15 protein-coding genes are annotated in these 15,024 nt (G+C 67.5%); 6 read left to right on the top strand and 9 right to left on the bottom strand.

Annotated features, from left to right (window positions below):
* Window positions 1–5: 5 nt before the first annotated feature.
* Window positions 6–1,841 carry a 2-oxoglutarate dehydrogenase, E2 component, dihydrolipoamide succinyltransferase gene (gene sucB, locus G6N42_RS10345; RefSeq protein ID WP_163729328.1) on the bottom strand — a complete coding sequence of 612 codons (1,836 nt, stop codon included), beginning with the start codon at window positions 1,839–1,841 and terminating at the stop codon, window positions 6–8.
* A 148-nt stretch (window positions 1,842–1,989) separates the two neighbouring features.
* On the opposite strand from sucB, the gene G6N42_RS10340 reads away from it, so the two are divergent.
* Both G6N42_RS10340 and G6N42_RS10335 read left to right on the top strand, forming a co-directional pair.
* Window positions 1,990–2,346 (top strand): oxidoreductase, encoded by a 357-nt coding sequence (locus G6N42_RS10340; protein WP_163729326.1) that lies wholly within the window; start codon window positions 1,990–1,992, stop codon window positions 2,344–2,346.
* Window positions 2,347–2,438: 92 nt separating this feature from the next.
* Complete coding sequence (locus G6N42_RS10335) at window positions 2,439–4,214, top strand: SDR family oxidoreductase (protein WP_163729324.1); 1,776 nt, start codon at window positions 2,439–2,441, stop codon at window positions 4,212–4,214.
* A 17-nt stretch (window positions 4,215–4,231) separates the two neighbouring features.
* On the opposite strand, the gene G6N42_RS10330 is transcribed toward G6N42_RS10335, so the two are convergent.
* On the bottom strand, window positions 4,232–5,758 hold the full coding sequence (locus G6N42_RS10330) for a leucyl aminopeptidase (RefSeq protein ID WP_174262052.1): 1,527 nt from the start codon (window positions 5,756–5,758) through the stop codon (window positions 4,232–4,234).
* 18 nt (window positions 5,759–5,776) lie between these two features.
* Entirely contained in the window at window positions 5,777–6,862 is a 1,086-nt protein-coding gene (locus G6N42_RS10325) for an adenylate/guanylate cyclase domain-containing protein (RefSeq protein ID WP_163729322.1), read from the bottom strand.
* 45 nt (window positions 6,863–6,907) lie between these two features.
* Between G6N42_RS10325 and gcvT the strand changes: the two genes are divergently transcribed.
* Both gcvT and G6N42_RS10315 read left to right on the top strand, forming a co-directional pair.
* Window positions 6,908–8,005 carry a glycine cleavage system aminomethyltransferase GcvT gene (gcvT, locus tag G6N42_RS10320; RefSeq protein WP_197905529.1) on the top strand — a complete coding sequence of 366 codons (1,098 nt, stop codon included), beginning with the start codon at window positions 6,908–6,910 and terminating at the stop codon, window positions 8,003–8,005.
* 53 nt (window positions 8,006–8,058) lie between these two features.
* Window positions 8,059–9,165 (top strand): branched-chain amino acid aminotransferase, encoded by a 1,107-nt coding sequence (locus G6N42_RS10315; RefSeq protein WP_163729320.1) that lies wholly within the window; start codon window positions 8,059–8,061, stop codon window positions 9,163–9,165.
* 47 nt (window positions 9,166–9,212) lie between these two features.
* Here G6N42_RS10315 and G6N42_RS10310 read toward each other — a convergent pair whose 3' ends face one another.
* From G6N42_RS10310 to G6N42_RS10290, 5 genes are all read right to left on the bottom strand, one after another.
* The gene (locus G6N42_RS10310; protein WP_163729319.1) at window positions 9,213–9,554 is read right to left on the bottom strand and encodes a DUF732 domain-containing protein; all 342 of its coding nucleotides are present in this window, start codon (window positions 9,552–9,554) and stop codon (window positions 9,213–9,215) included.
* A gap of 91 nt (window positions 9,555–9,645) precedes the next feature.
* Window positions 9,646–10,377 (bottom strand): adenosylcobinamide-GDP ribazoletransferase, encoded by a 732-nt coding sequence (locus G6N42_RS10305; protein WP_163729317.1) that lies wholly within the window; start codon window positions 10,375–10,377, stop codon window positions 9,646–9,648.
* Complete coding sequence (gene cobT / locus G6N42_RS10300; RefSeq protein WP_163729315.1) at window positions 10,374–11,426, bottom strand: nicotinate-nucleotide--dimethylbenzimidazole phosphoribosyltransferase; 1,053 nt, start codon at window positions 11,424–11,426, stop codon at window positions 10,374–10,376. Before cobT ends, G6N42_RS10305 begins: the two co-directional genes overlap by 4 nt.
* On the bottom strand, window positions 11,423–11,956 hold the full coding sequence (locus tag G6N42_RS10295) for a bifunctional adenosylcobinamide kinase/adenosylcobinamide-phosphate guanylyltransferase (protein ID WP_163737273.1): 534 nt from the start codon (window positions 11,954–11,956) through the stop codon (window positions 11,423–11,425). Before G6N42_RS10295 ends, cobT begins: the two co-directional genes overlap by 4 nt.
* Window positions 11,957–11,973: 17 nt before the next feature.
* Window positions 11,974–12,675: a DUF3043 domain-containing protein gene (locus G6N42_RS10290; protein WP_232076116.1), complete on the bottom strand. Its 702-nt coding sequence runs from the start codon at window positions 12,673–12,675 to the stop codon at window positions 11,974–11,976.
* Between the two features lie 139 nt (window positions 12,676–12,814).
* On the opposite strand from G6N42_RS10290, the gene G6N42_RS10285 reads away from it, so the two are divergent.
* Complete coding sequence (locus G6N42_RS10285) at window positions 12,815–13,177, top strand: iron-sulfur cluster assembly accessory protein (protein ID WP_163729311.1); 363 nt, start codon at window positions 12,815–12,817, stop codon at window positions 13,175–13,177.
* A 1-nt stretch (window position 13,178) separates the two neighbouring features.
* On the opposite strand, the gene G6N42_RS10280 is transcribed toward G6N42_RS10285, so the two are convergent.
* Window positions 13,179–13,853, bottom strand: a complete 675-nt coding sequence (locus G6N42_RS10280; RefSeq protein ID WP_163729309.1) for an Rv0361 family membrane protein — start codon at window positions 13,851–13,853, stop codon at window positions 13,179–13,181.
* Between the two features lie 146 nt (window positions 13,854–13,999).
* Between G6N42_RS10280 and G6N42_RS10275 the strand changes: the two genes are divergently transcribed.
* Window positions 14,000–14,983 (top strand): carbohydrate kinase family protein, encoded by a 984-nt coding sequence (locus tag G6N42_RS10275; RefSeq protein ID WP_163729307.1) that lies wholly within the window; start codon window positions 14,000–14,002, stop codon window positions 14,981–14,983.
* Window positions 14,984–15,024 lie beyond the last annotated feature (41 nt).

Raw genomic sequence — 15,024 nt, 5'->3', positions numbered from 1 at the left:
CGGTCTTAGAGACCCAGATCGGCCTCGAACGCGCCGTCCTCGAGACGCCGCTTGATGGTGGTCACGAAACGTCCGGCGTCTGCACCGTCGATCAGCCGGTGGTCATACGTCAACGGCAGGTAGCAGATGGAGCGCACACCGATCGACTCGTTACCCGAATCGTCGACGATCACCCGCGGCCGCTTCACGATCGCGCCGGTGCCCAGCATCGCCGCCTGCGGCGGAACGAGGATCGGGGTGTCGAACAGCGCGCCCTGGCTGCCGATGTTGGTGATCGTGAACGTGCCGCCGGACAGTTCGTCTGGCTTGAGATTCCCCGAACGCGCGCGATCGGCGATATCGGCGATCGCGCGGGCCAACCCGGCCAGCGACAGGTCCCCGGCGTTCTTGACCACCGGCGAGAGCAAGCCCTGCTCGGTGTCCACCGCGAAACCGAGGTGCTCGGCGTCGTAGTAGGTGATCTCCTTGGACTCTTCGTTGTAGCTCGCGTTGACGTTGGGATGCGTCTTCAGCGCGTCGATCACCGCACGCGCGATGAACGGCAGGTACGTGAGGTTGACGCCTTCGCGCTCGGCGAAGTCCTTCTTCGCCCTGGCCCGCAGCGCCACCACCTTGGTCATGTCGACCTCGTGGGTTTGTGTCAACTGTGCTGTGGCTTGCAGGGATTCACGCGTCTTCTTCGCGGTGATCTGCCGGATCCGGTTGGCCTTCTGCGTCGTGCCGCGCAGATGCGCCAACGCGGGTGCCGGTGTGGCCGGCTGCTGCGGTGCGGCCGCCCGGGTCGCAGGCGTTTGTGCGGCCGGCTCGGCCGCCGGTGCCCGCTTGGCTTCGGCGGCGGCGAGGACATCCTGCTTACGGATGCGTCCGCCGACGCCGGTTCCCTTCACCGAGGCCAGGTCGACGTCGTTCTCGGCGGCCAGCTTTCGGACCAAGGGCGTCACATATGGCGAGCCGTCACCCGACGGCGCCTCGGACTCGGGTTTCGCCTCCTGCTTGGGCTCCGCTTTGGGTTCTGGCTTTGGCTCGGGCGCTTGCTTGGGTTCGGGCTTTGGCTCGGGCTTGGCTTCTTGCTTGGGTTCTTCCTTGGCTTCCGGCTTGGCTTCTTGCTCGGGTTCGGGTTCGGGCTCCGGCTCGGGCTCCGGTTCGGGCTCGGGCTCCGGTTCGGGCTCAGCTGCTGCATCCGCGTCACCGATCTTGGCCAGCTCGCCGCCGACCTCGACGGTGTCGTCCTCTTCAGCGGTTATCGACACCAGCGTGCCCGCCACCGGCGACGGGATCTCGGTGTCGACCTTGTCGGTGGACACCTCGACGAGCGGCTCGTCGACCTCGACGGTGTCGCCGACCTTCTTCAGCCACCGGGTCACGGTGCCCTCGGTCACGGACTCACCGAGCTCGGGCATCTTCACCGACGTGGCCGAACCTGATGACTTGGCGGCGGGCTTGGATTCGGGCTTGGATTCCGGCTCGGGCGCTTCTTCTTCCTGCTCCTCAGCGGCGGGCTCCTCCGGCGCGGCAGGTTCTTCGGCAGGCTCGGGCTCTTCTTCGGCGGGCTTCTCGTCGGGCTCGGAGTCGGATCCGGAGTCATCATCTCCGCCTGATTCGCCCGCCTCGCCGATGACGGCCAACTCGCCGCCGACCTCGACGGTGTCGTCCTCCTGGGCCACGATCTTCTGCAGCACGCCGGCGGCGGGCGAGGGAATCTCGGTGTCGACCTTGTCGGTGGACACTTCCAACAGCGGCTCGTCCTGTTCGACCGTGTCTCCCTCTTGCTTGAGCCAGCGGGTGACAGTCCCCTCGGTGACGCTCTCACCGAGTGCGGGCATCTGAACGGAGATGGCCATGCGTTTGGGCTCCCTCGAACGGTCTGTCGCAGGTGGTCGATTTATCTGTTCCCATCCTGTCACGTCCGTACCAAGCTTTCGCCGCAGACTCGGTGAGCCGATGCTCTGGCACTATCGAAGGAGGTAGACGAAGGGAGCGCGGCCCGAGGTGGGTTTGTTCGACAGGTTCTCGCGCCGTGCGCGCAGGTCAAAGAGCGGCGGGGACGACCCGGCCGCGGATTTGAAGTACCTCCGCCAGTGGGTCGCCGACCACCACGGAGTCGAAGCATTTGTGGAACCGCGCACCACCGTCACCGACGTCACGGTCGTGCTGGTGGCTGCCGACGGTGAGTGGACGAGGAGACGTGCCGGGGGAGACGCCGGAGCGCGCAGGCTCTCCGACCGCCTCAAGATCCCGGTCTACGACGTGCAGAAGGTCGGATATCCACAACGGATGCGCGACTACGACGCTCGGCGACGGATCGAACGCAAACGTGCCGCCCGCGAGGAGCTGGAAGACCGCTGATGTGGGCCCACGCCCGAAGGGCAGGGACGCTTGCGCGAAGAAGAAACAGCACTGATACGGTACCGGCGGTCCCACTAACTCGCGGAGGTGCCATGAGAGCGACGGCGGAGGCTACTGAACGGCGCGTCGACAGCAGCGGCGGAGTTCAGATCGCGGTCTACGAAGACGGCAACCCCGACGGCCCGCCGATCGTGCTGGTGCATGGCTGGCCCGATTCGCATGTGCTGTGGGACGGCGTCGTGCCCCTGTTGGCGGACCGTTTCCGCGTCCTGCGCTACGACAACCGCGGAGTGGGGAGCTCGTCTGCGCCGAAATCGACATCCGAATACCGGATGTCTTGTTATGCCGACGATTTCGCTGCGGTGATCGGCACCCTCGCGCCCGGCGAGAAGGTGCATGTGCTGGCGCACGACTGGGGTTCTGCGGGCATGTGGGAGTACCTTGCCCGGCCCGACGCGAGCGAGCATGTCGCGTCGTTCACGACGCTGTCCGGCCCCAGCATCGATCACACGAACCGATTCGTGATGAGCAGCCTCAGGCGGCCTTACCAGCCGCGCAGGTTCGCGCAGGCGCTCGGCCAGTTGGGTCGGCTGACCTATATGGGTGCGTTTTCCGTCCCCGTGCTCGCGCCGATGGCTGTCCGCAGAGTCCTCGCCGATCGGGTCACCTGGATGCTGAAGAACCGTGACGGCATACCAGCCGACCAGGTGCACCATTCGCAGACTTACAAGACCGACGCTGTCAACAGCTTGAAGGTCTACCGCGCCAACTACTTCCGCGCATTCGTGCCCCCCAAGCGCGATCCCTATATCGACGTCCCGGTCCAGGTCATCGTGAATTCGAACGACCCGTTCATCCGGCCCTACGTCTATGCGGACACCCACAACTGGGTGCCGCGACTGTGGCGTCGCGACATCGGCGCCGGCCATTGGTCGCCGATGTCGCACCCGGCGACGGTCGCACGGTCGGTGCACCAGCTGGTCGACTTCCTCGAGGGCAAGCCGCCGAACAGAGAGCTGCGGCGCGCGCAGGTCGGCCGTTCCCGTGAACCGTTCGGTGACACGCTGGTGTCGGTCACCGGCGCAGGCAGCGGTATCGGACGTGCTACCGCCCTCGAATTCGCAAGGCTGGGCGCGGAATTGGTAGTCAGCGACATCAACGAGGCGGGCGCCAAGGAGACCGCCGCGGCGATCGTGTCTAGGGGCGGAGTGGCTCATGCGTACGCCCTCGACGTCGCCGATGCCGACGCCGTCGAGCAGTTCGCCGAGGAGGTGTGCGCGGAACACGGGGTGCCCGATGTCATCGTGAACAACGCGGGTGTCGGCCATTCGGGCATGTTTCTCGACACCCCCCGCGACGAGTACGACCGCGTGCTCAACATCAACTTCGGCGGAGTCGTCAACTGCTGCAGGTCGTTCGGTCGCAGGCTGGTCGACCGCGGCGCGGGCGGGCACGTCGTCAACGTCTCGTCGATGGCGGCGTATTCGCCGCAACAGTCGATGAACGCCTACTCCACCAGCAAGGCGGCCGTCTTCATGTTCGGCGACTGCCTGCGCGCCGAACTCGATGAGGCCGGTATCGGACTCACGACGATCTGCCCCGGCGTCATCGACACGAACATCGTCCACACCACGCGTTTCGACGTGCCCGCCAACAAGGCGGCGAAGGTCGAAGCGCGCCGCAAGCAGATCGAAAAGGCTTTTTCCGCAAGGCGTTACGGCCCGGAGAAGGTGGCCAAGGCCATTGTGTCGTCGGTGCGCAAAAACAAGGCGATCCGGCCCGTCGCGCCCGAGGCCTACATCGTCTATGGCGTTTCACGCCTGCTGCCGCAGGTGATGCGGAGCACCGCCCGCCGCAAGGTCCTCTAGCTAGCCTATTCGGTGAGTCAGCCGTTCTCGGCGATGTCTTCCAGGACGGCGAACATCGTCCGCGTCGGGACACCGGTGCCCCCCTTGCCGGTGTAGCCCCACGGCCCGCCGGTGTTGTACGCGGGCGCCGCGATGTCGATGTGCGCCCACTGCACCCCGTCGGCGACGAACTCGCGCAGATACGTTCCGGCGACGAGCATCCCGGCGTAGCGCGAACCGCTCACGTTGGCGAGGTCGGCCACCGTCGACTTGAGGTCGTCCTTGAGCTCCTCGGGCAGCGGCATCGGCCACGCGTTCTCACCAGCCTGCTGGCTGCGTGCGGCCACCCGATCGCGGAACTCCTCGCTGCCCATGACGCCCGGGGTGCGCGCGCCCAGCGCGACGGTCTGGGCGCCGGTGAGCGTCGACGTCTCGATCAGGTAGTCGGGGTTGTCCTCGCAGGCCCGCACGATCGCGTCGGCCAGGATCAGCCTGCCCTCGGCATCGGTGTTGAGCACCTCGACGGTGATGCCGCCGTACTGGGTGAGCACGTCGCCGGGCCGCTGCGCCGTCGCCGACGGCATGTTCTCGGCCATCGGCACCGTGGCGATGACGTCGATCGGCAGCTTCTGCTTGGCGGCCAGCACCACGGTGGCGATGACGGCTGCCGCGCCACCCATGTCAGAGGTCATGTGGTGCATGTTCGCGGCAGGCTTGATGGAGATGCCGCCGGTGTCGAAGGTGATGCCCTTGCCGACCAGCGCGACCGTCTTCGACTTCTTGCCCTTACCCCCGCGGTGGGTGAGCCGGACCAGCCGGGGCGGACGCGACGAGCCCTTGCCGACGCCGATGATCCCGCCGTAGCCCGCCTTGTCGAGCGCCTTATCGTCGAGCACCTCGACGTCCAGGCCCGCTGCCTTGCCCAAAGCCTCTGCGCGCTTGGCGAATTCGGCGGGGAAGAGGTGGCTGGGCGGGGTGTTCACGAAATCGCGCGCTGTCGCGACGGCGGTGGCGATATCCGTTGCCCTGGCCGCGGCCTCCTTGGTCTTGGTCTTCGTGTCGACCGTCAGCGCCGTGATGGTGCGCAGGCCGTTGTCCTTGGGAGAGGTCTTCTCGCTGCGGAAGTCGTTGAAGCGGTATGCCCCCAGGATCAGCCCCTCGATCGTGGCGCCCAGATCGATGTCCGACAGCGTGGTGACGACGTTCTCGACACCGTTCAGTGATCGCGCGGCGACGCCGGCGGCACGCCGGATCGTGTCCGCGGGCCACGCGTCGCGGTTCTTACCGAGCCCGACCGCCAGCACGCTCGCCACCGGCAGTGACGGCGCAACCACCCGGGTGACCTGGTCGGAGCCGCCTTTCGCGCCGAGGGCCTCGAGGGCCACCTCGATCTCACCGACCGCTTCGGCGTCGAGGAACGGGTTGCCGACGACCGTCGCCTTGGCGTCCTCATCGGAGCCGCTGATCACGGCGACGATCAGCACGGTGTCGTCGACCTTGCGTTTGGGCAGCGACGAACTGACGGTGACGGTGGGGACCTGAAAACCGGTGCTAGCTGGGCTCACGAGCGATAACCATATCGCTCACCGGGCGAGGTGCAGGTCGTAGGCCGCGACCGGCTCGTCGAAACCTTTGAGTGTCAACGGTTCCTGAGGAATGGCGGGCCATTCCGGCAGCTGGTCGCGGACGTCGGAGGAGGCCAGGATCTGGCCCGGGGCCGCCGCCGCGACGAGGCGGGCCGCCAGGTTCACCGGATTGCCGAAATAGTCGCCGTATATGCCCAGCACGGAGCCGTATCCGAGGCCGGCGCGCACCTTCAGGCCGGCCTCGCGGGCCCGAGGATGCTCGACGAGGTCCATCGCCACCTTGACCAGTAGCTCTGGTGTCGAGGTCACCCACATCACCTCATCCCCGATGAACTTCACCACCCGGCCACCGTCGGTGTGCACCGTGTCCGACACCGAGCCGCCGAACTCCATGAGCAGGTCGAACAGGTCGGTCGGGTCCATCACCTGCGTCAGTTGGGTGAAGCCGGTGAGATCGGCGAACCCGACGCCACACGTCACATTCGCCGACGCGTCGGTGATGACACCCTCGAAATGTGTTCTGGCACTGATGATGTGCTGTCGGAACACCGCATCGATCAACACGCCGAAGGTTTGGGTGATCTCCGTGATTTCGCGGTATGCCATCGCGGTGGTGAGTTCGTCGTTGCTGATCGCCATCAGCAGGTCGGGTTGCGCCATTCGCACCATCGTCCCGCCGGCCTCGGCGACCCGCGCCATCGCGTTGCCGAGAATCCGCAGAAAGGCGAGCGCCGGGTCGTCGCCGACCAGCTCCTTGATCGCCACCCACGTCGACAGCCCGTCGACGTCCAACTGACTCAGCGTGAGCGCGTCCGGGTCGGCGATGGTCAGTCCCAACGCAGTCCACGCGGTCGCCACCTCAGGCATCGACACGCCCAGCGCGTCGGCGGCCGTTCGCAGACTGTAGATCGGACGACCCGGCCCCTGCAGCGCGTCGCCGGCCAGGCCGAACAGCCGGCCTTGGCGCTCGGCCTCGACCATCTCGTCGGCCGAGAATCCCAGCTTGTTCAGGTAATCGATCAAAGCCGCCCGGCCGCGCGCATTGGCGATTCCTGCGGCTTCGAGCGCGTCGAAATCGACCACTACCCGAGTCTGCCAGCGTCGACGATCCCATTAGGGTGGATTTCCGTGACGAGCGAAGTCTTGCAGGGCCCCCTCGAAGAACGTCATCGCCAGCTCGGCGCCAGCTTTGCCGAGTTCGGCGGCTGGCTGATGCCGGTCTCGTACGCCGGCACCGTCACCGAGCACGCTGCCACGCGCAGCGCCGTCGGGCTTTTCGACGTGAGCCACCTGGGCAAGGCGCTGGTGCGCGGCCCGGGCGCGGCCGAGTACATCAACTCCGCCTTCACCAACGACCTGCGCCGCATCGGACCTGGCAAGGCGCAATACACGTTGTGCTGCACCGACTCCGGCGGCGTTGTCGACGATCTCATCGCGTACTACGTCTCCGACGACGAGATCTTCCTGGTGCCCAACGCGGCCAACACCGCCGCCGTCGTCGCCGCGTTGAAAGATCGCGCGCCTTCCGGGCTCACGATCACCGACGAGCACCGGTCGTATGCCGTGCTCGCGGTGCAGGGCCCCAAGTCGCCCGAGGTCCTCGGCGCGCTCGGGCTGGCCACGGACATGGACTACATGGGCTATGTCGACGCCGAATTCCGCGGTGTCCCCGTGCGGGTCTGCCGCACCGGCTACACCGGCGAGCACGGCTACGAACTGCTGCCCCCGTGGGATCGGGCCGAAGTCGTGTTCGACGCTCTCGTCGACGCGGTCGGTGCGGCCTCCGGAGAGCTGGCCGGCCTGGGCGCCCGCGACACCCTGCGCACCGAGATGGGCTATCCGCTACACGGCCACGAACTGTCGCTCGACCTGTCGCCGCTGCAGGCGCGGTGCGGCTGGGCCATCGGCTGGAAGAAGGACGCGTTCTGGGGCCGCGACGCGCTGCTGGCGGAAAAGGAAGCCGGCCCGCGACGGCTGCTGCGCGGGCTGAAAGCCGTCGGCCGCGGAGTACTGCGGCCCGACCTAACCGTGCTCGACGGCGACCGTCAGATCGGCGTCACGACATCGGGAACCTTTTCTCCGACTTTGAAAGTCGGCATCGCGCTCGCGCTCATCGACACCGACGCCGAGATCGCCGACGGGCAACACGTGTCGGTCGACGTCCGTGGCCGCGCGCTCGAATGTGAAGTGGTGTCTCCGCCATTTGTCAGCGCGAGGACGCGCTAGGCACCCGTTCGTCGAGCCGAAAACTCGGTAGTCAGCGGATATACAATCGCTGCATGACTGACGGCCCCCTCGAGTTCACGGTAGAGCGCAACGCAACTCCGGCGACCGACGAGGTACGGGCATCGATACTGGCCAATCCAGGATTCGGCCAGTTCCACACCGACCACATGGTGTCGATCGACTATGCGGAAGGCAAAGGCTGGTTCGACGCGCGGGTCGTCCCGTACGGCCCGATCGAACTCGATCCATCCGCGATCGTGTTGCATTACGCCCAGGAGATCTTCGAGGGTCTCAAGGCGTATCGGTGGGCGGACGGGTCCATTGTGTCGTTCCGGCCCGAGTCCAACGCCAGGCGGCTTAAGACCTCGGCGAAGCGGCTGGCGATTCCCGAACTGCCCGAAGAAGTGTTCATCGAATCGCTGCGCCAGCTGATCGCGGTCGACGAGCAGTGGGTGCCCGCGGCCGGCGGCGAAGAGTCGCTGTATCTGCGGCCGTACACCATCGCCACCGAACCGGGTCTCGGCGTGCGGCCGGCCAAGGAGTACCGCTATCTGGTCATCGCGTCACCGGCGGGGGCGTACTTCAAGGGCGGCATCAAACCGGTCAGCGTGTGGCTGTCGACCGAGTACGTGCGGGCCTGCCCAGGCGGCACGGGTGCGGCGAAATTCGGCGGCAACTACGCCGCATCGCTGCTGGCGCAGGCGCAGGCCGTCGAGCACGACTGCGATCAGGTCGTCTGGCTCGACGCGGCGGAACGCCGCTACGTCGAAGAGATGGGTGGAATGAACCTGTTCTTCGTGTTCGGCAGCGGCGGATCGGCGCGCCTGGTCACGCCCGAGCTGAGTGGCTCGATACTTCCCGGTGTCACGCGAGATTCGTTGCTGCAGTTGGCAAGCGATGCCGGATTCGCCGTCGAGGAACGCAAGATCGACGTCGACGAGTGGCAGAAGAAAGTGGCGGCGGGCGAGATCACCGAGGTGTTCGCGTGCGGCACCGCCGCGGTCATCACACCCGTCGCCCATGTCAAGCACGCCGACGGTGAGTTCACCATCGCCGACGGTGGTCCCGGCGAGATCACCATGGCCCTGCGCGACACCCTGACCGGAATCCAACGCGGCACCTTCGCCGACACGCACGGCTGGATGGCGCGCCTGAACTGAACGACAGGGGACCCCACCGCAGTGGGGTCCCCGTCGGTGAGAGTGGATCAGCCGAGAGCGGCCTCGTGCTCGGGGCAGTAGGTCGCCACGGCCGCGCCGACGAAGAACGCCGAGTCCTCCTGCACCAGATCGGTGGTGGTGGAGACGGAGTTGACGGCGTCGTAGAGCGAGTCGCCCTCGTCGAACATGACGCAGACGTCGTAGGCGAGGCTGACGGCCTCCTCGGTCGACGGCGGCTGGATGCCCTCGTCGGTGAGCACGCTGACGAACATGTCGTCGGTGGTGGTGGTCGCTCCTGCCATGCCCGCGCCGACGAGAGCGGCGATGCCCAGGCTGGAGGCGGCGGCGGCAGCGGCGATGGCGGCGGTGAGGTGACGGAGGGTGGGCATTGCGGTTCCTTTCGGTGGTCGAGCTTCCTGGTGGGGTAGGAAGAGACTCCGATGCCGCGCTTGACGAATTCTTGTCAGATTCTTGGAGGCGCTAGGACGGCCCGATCGCCAGCCCGACGGCGGCCACCGTCGTCGTGATCTCGACCGCCGCACCCAGCACATCGCCGGTGATACCGCCGAACCGGCGCACGCAGTGCGCGACGAGGGCGGCGCCGCAGGCCAACGCAACCAGCACGGCCACCGGACCCTGCCACGGCCGCGGGCCGGCCACTACGGCGGCCGCCGCGACCGCCACCACCCACAGCCCCGCCACCGCCGTCGGCTGGGTGCCCGCAACCATCCCGCCGAGTGAACTCCCCGCCGCGGCGGGTACCGAACGCCGGCACGCCAGCACCGCGGCGACCCGGCCCGCGGTCACCGCGACGATCACCCCCACGGGACCGCAGGCCGTGAACGCGAATGCCTGCGTCAGGAGGACGACCACCAACGCCGCGACGCCGAACGGCCCGGCCGACCCGTCGCGCATCACCGTCAAAGCCCTGGCGGGCGGGCCGTAGCAGCCGAGCCCGTCGGCGGTGTCGGAGAGCCCATCGGCGTGCAGCCCGCGGGTGGCGAGCAAAAGCACCGCGACCGCGAGCACGCCACCCAACGGATTCGCCGGGCCGAAGGCCCACTCCGACGCCCACACCGTCGCAGCGGCTGCGGCCCCCAATGCGATGCCCACCAGCGGCAGCGCGGTCAGCGCCCCCCGGCCGAACGGCGCCGTCGAACGCACCGGGAGCACGGTCCCGAATGCCAGCGCCCCGGCGACCGAACGGATCACTGCTTCGCAGGTGCCTGGGTGATGCCGGCTTCGTCGAAGGTCGCCATCGACGCCAGCGTCGCCACCGCGGCCCGCACGATCGTCAGCGCGACCGCGGCGCCGGTGCCTTCGCCGAGGCGCATCTGCAGATCGACGATCGGCTCGAGTTCCAGCTTGCGAAGCGCCTGCGCATGCGCGGGTTCGGTGGACCGGTGGCCGGCCTGCCACCACTGCCGGGCGCCGGGCGCGAGCTTGTCGGCCACCAACGCCGCGGCCGTCACCACGACACCGTCGAGCAGCACCGGCGTACGCCGGACCGCGGCCTGGGCGCAGAATCCCGCCATCGCCGCCAGGTCGGCCCCACCGCAGACCCGCAGCAGCGCAACGGGATCGCGTGCACCGCGGCTCCGAAACAATGCGTCCCTGATGGCGGCGGTCTTGCGGGCCCACCCGGCGTCGTCCACGCCGGTGCCCCGGCCGACCACCGCGACCGGTTCGGAGTCGGTCAGTACGGCGATCAAAGTCGTTGCGGGCGTGGTGTTTCCGATGCCCATATCGCCGACGATGAGGATGTCCGCGCCTGCGTCGACCTCTTCGTCGGCGATCCGGCGTCCGGCATCGACTGCCGCCGCCACCTCGTCGTGGCTCAGCGCGTCCTCGACGGCGATGTTGCCGCTGCCGCGGCGCACCTTGTGTGCACCGATGGACGGCGCGAACGGCTCGTCGGAATCGACGGCGATATCCACGACGCGCACGGTCGCGCCCGCCGCTTCGGCGAGGATGTTGATGGCGGCGCCGCCGGCGTCGAAGTTGGCGACCATCTGGGCGGTGACCTCGGCGGGAAACGCAGAGACCCCGGCCGCCGCGACGCCGTGGTCGCCGGCGAAAACCACCACCCGTGCCCGCTCGAACTGCCGGGGCGGACACGCACCCTGACATGACGCCACCCAGACCGAGAGGTCCTCGAGCCGACCCAGCGAGCCCGGCGGTTTGGTCAAGCGCTGCTGGCGGGCGCGCGCGGCGACGGCGACGTCGGGGTCGGGTGGTGAGACGGTCTCGAACTCGGTCACCCCGCGCCATCCTTGACGGTGACGGGTTGCCCGGCGATCACCAGCACCACGCGGTCGCACGCCGCGGCCAGTCGCTGATTGAGGGCGCCCAGTTCGTCGGCGAACCGCCGGCCTGACGCCGTGGCGGGTACGACCGTCAGCCCAACCTCGGGCGACACCAGGGCCAACGCAGAGTCGAACGAGTCCACGGCATCGACCAGGTCGTCGACGTCGGCCGACACGGATCCGTCAGTCCACGCGCCCGTGCGATCCATGGCCGCGGTCAGCCACGCTCCGATGTCGTCGACGACGGTCGGGGTGGGGTCTTCGCGCAACTGCGTTGCGATGTCGGCGGTTTCGACCGTGGACCAATTCGCGGGCCGGCGCCGGCGGTGTGCCTCCACCCGCGCCGACCACTCGACGTCCCCGTCCGCCGCGGGGCCGGTGGCCAGGTAGCGCACGGCCGCCGTCGCGTCGACCGATTCGGCGATCGCCGACTCCGCCCATTGCGATTTGCCCGACCGGATGCCACCGAGCACCAGGATGCGCACCAGGGTGTCAGGTTCCGTCAACTGACACGTGCGCCGCGTTCCACCTGCGGCCGGGGTGCGCGCATGCGGCGCAGCTGCGAAGCGCGGCTGGCCGCGTAAAAGCCTAATTTCCAACCGGATTCGGTGTTCTCGGGGAACCTTGCGTCCACCAACCTGTTGGCCTTGCGGCCCAGGATGAATCCGTCGATCACCATGATGAGGACCAGCACCAGCATCGCGGGGGAGACAAGCTGCTGCACCTGGACCGACGGCACCGAGAGCATCACGAAGATCAGCGCGAGCGCGGCAGGCATGAACAGGCCCAGCACGTTGCGGCGCGAGTCGACGATGTCGCGGACATACCGGCGGACCGGACCCTTGTCGCGGGGCAGCAGGTAGGCGTCGTCGCCGGCCATCATCTTCTCGCGGCGCTCAGCCATGTCGGCGCGGCGCGTGAGCTTCTCGGCCTTGCGCTCGTCCTTGCTCAGCTTGGTGCGCGCTTCCTTGCGGCGTTTGCGCGCCTCGGCGGCGGTCATCGGGGCGGGCGCCACCGGCCCGCGCTTGCGGGTGGCCTCGCTGCGCTTGGGTGTCGGACGGCCCTTGGGCGCGGTGGTCCCGGACTCCCCGGAACCTGCGGCAGTGTCCTCGAGGCCGGTTTCGGGGGTGTCTTCGGACACATCGGATTCCTGTCTGGAATCTCGTATCCGCGAGTTGTCTTTCTTTCGGCCCAGCAGGTTCACGCCTGCCAGATTAACTTCCGACCGCATCCGACGGCATACGTGCCCGGCGGGACCTGGGGACAAACTCGGGAATAGGGCCGGGACAAGGTACCGTTGAGCTAGTACGCCGCACATTTGATGAGGCTTTACAGGAGACGTAATGACTGTTCAGGGAGAGTCGGCCACCGGGACCGCCACCCATGGCGCGAAGTTGACCGATGCCGCCGCAGCCAAGGCCAAGGCGCTGCTCGACCAGGAGGGCCGCGAGGATCTGGCCCTGCGTATCGCCGTTCAGCCGGGTGGCTGCGCCGGGTTGCGCTACAACCTGTTCTTCGACGACCGGACCTTGGACGGTGACGTGACCGCCGAGTTCGGCGGCGTCGCACTGACGATCGACCGGATGAGCGCGCCCTACGTCGAGGGGGCCGTCATCGACTTCGTCGACACCATCGAGAAGCAGGGTTTCACCATCGACAACCCGAACGCCACCGGTTCTTGCGCCTGCGGCGATTCGTTCAACTGATTCAGTACTGCCCGGCCGTCCGCGGCAGATAAGAGCAGACCAGCACCTCGTCGCCCTGGGCGAGCAGTTGGGCCACGCCCTGCTGTTCGCCTTCAGCGCGTGGTTCGCCACGGCGCGAGGTGCCCGACGGCTCGACGCGCATGGTGAACAGCACCTGCGCCTGGTGGGGCGACCACATCACGATCTTGTCGATCGATGTCACCTCGGCGCGCCCGTATTGCTGCCGGAAGGCGTCGCTGGCCAGGCTGGCGAGCGCCAAGTCGGAGCGCTTCTCCTTGACCGCGTCGAACATCCCACACAACGTGTGCCTGGCGACGGTTTCGTCGTCGCCGTTGGTCATCGCATCCAGGTACTGCTGAATCGCGTTCTTGGCCGCCTCGTCGGACAACGTGCCCGAAGCCGACGAAGCCCCGTCGCCACCGCGGGTGGCAAGCACGATCCCCGTCACAGTGGCGGCGACGACGATAACCGCGATCAGCGCGCCCACGATCAGCGGCCAGCGCCGCTTTTTCGGGTACTGCACCGGCGGCGGGAGCATTCCCGGGTACGACGGCTGCGCATTCTCCGGATAGGGCTCCGCAAAGGGCTGTTGGGGAAATGGTTGCGGCCCGGTGTTCGGATACATTTGCGGGCCGGCCGGTCCAGCGCCGTATTCGGGCTGGTACGGACCCGACATATATTTGCTCCCCAGAAGTGTGCGTCGGAATTGGTCTGTCTACAGTGGCCCAACGGGCACTCGTACGCAGGTTAGCGCACGTTGGGCGGAGGCCCACTGAGTAAGGTTTATGTAGACGGCTTAATGAATGAAGGGTGTGACGTTTCGTGACCATTGCGGTAACCGGATCAATTGCGACCGACCATCTGATGCGGTTTCCCGGGAAATTCTCCGAACAACTCCTGCCCGAGCATCTGCAGAAGGTGTCGCTGAGCTTCCTGGTCGACGATCTGGTCGTCCATCGCGGTGGCGTCGCAGGAAACATGGCCTTCGCGATCGGTGTGCTGGGTGGGGACGTCGCGCTCGTCGGCGCCGTCGGACGGGACTTCGACGAGTACCGCACGTGGCTCGAGGCCGTCGGCGTGGACACCGGCAGCGTGCTCGTTTCGGATAGCGCATACACCGCGCGGTTCGTCTGCACGACCGACGACGCCATGGCGCAGATCGCATCCTTCTACCCCGGAGCCATGTCGGAGGCGCGCAACATTTCGCTGGCCGACGTCGTGAAGCGGGTCGGCACACCGGAATTGGTGATCGTCGGCGCCAACGACCCCGAGGCCATGTTCCTGCACACCGAGGAGTGCCGCAGGCTCGGTCTGGCGTTCGCAGCCGACCCGTCCCAGCAGTTGGCCCGGCTATCCGGTGAGGAGATTCGCAAGCTCATCGACGGCGCGACGTACCTGTTCACCAACGACTACGAGTGGGATCTGCTGCTGCAGAAGTCGGGTTGGAGCGAGGCGCAGGTGATGAGCCAGATCGGTATGCGCGTCACGACGTTGGGCCCCAAGGGCGTCGACCTCGTCGGCTCGAACGGCACCTTCATCCACGTCGACGTCGTCCCGGAGAAGCATCAGGCCGACCCGACCGGCATCGGCGATGCGTTCCGCGCCGGATTCCTCACCGGCCGCAGTGCCGGGCTGAGCGACGAGCGGTCAGCTCAGCTGGCCTCGCTGGTCGCCGTTCTCGTCTTCGAAGCGCCGGGGCCGCAGGAGTGGAGCTGGGACCGCGAGGAAGCGGTACAGCGGCTGAGCGACGCTTTCGGAGCCGAGGCTGGCGCGGAAATCTCGGAGGCGCTTGGCGCCGACAGATAGTCAGAGGCGCTTGGCGCCGACAGATAGTCGGGTCGCTTCCT

The sequence above is a fragment of the Mycobacterium gallinarum genome (assembly GCF_010726765.1).
Classification (GTDB): domain Bacteria; phylum Actinomycetota; class Actinomycetes; order Mycobacteriales; family Mycobacteriaceae; genus Mycobacterium; species Mycobacterium gallinarum.
Note: the sequence above shows the minus strand (reverse complement) of the source record. Positions and strands in the feature narration are given on the sequence as shown.

What these genes read in the sequence shown, in the direction of transcription:
- sucB (WP_163729328.1), bottom strand. Translation starts at nt 1,841, where the DNA reads ATGGCCATCTCCGTTCAGATGCCCGCACTCGGTGAGAGCGTCACCGAG.
- G6N42_RS10335 (WP_163729324.1), top strand. Translation starts at nt 2,439, where the DNA reads ATGAGAGCGACGGCGGAGGCTACTGAACGGCGCGTCGACAGCAGCGGC.
- G6N42_RS10315 (WP_163729320.1), top strand. Translation starts at nt 8,059, where the DNA reads ATGACTGACGGCCCCCTCGAGTTCACGGTAGAGCGCAACGCAACTCCG.
- G6N42_RS10310 (WP_163729319.1), bottom strand. Translation starts at nt 9,554, where the DNA reads ATGCCCACCCTCCGTCACCTCACCGCCGCCATCGCCGCTGCCGCCGCC.
- G6N42_RS10285 (WP_163729311.1), top strand. Translation starts at nt 12,815, where the DNA reads ATGACTGTTCAGGGAGAGTCGGCCACCGGGACCGCCACCCATGGCGCG.
- G6N42_RS10280 (WP_163729309.1), bottom strand. Translation starts at nt 13,853, where the DNA reads ATGTCGGGTCCGTACCAGCCCGAATACGGCGCTGGACCGGCCGGCCCG.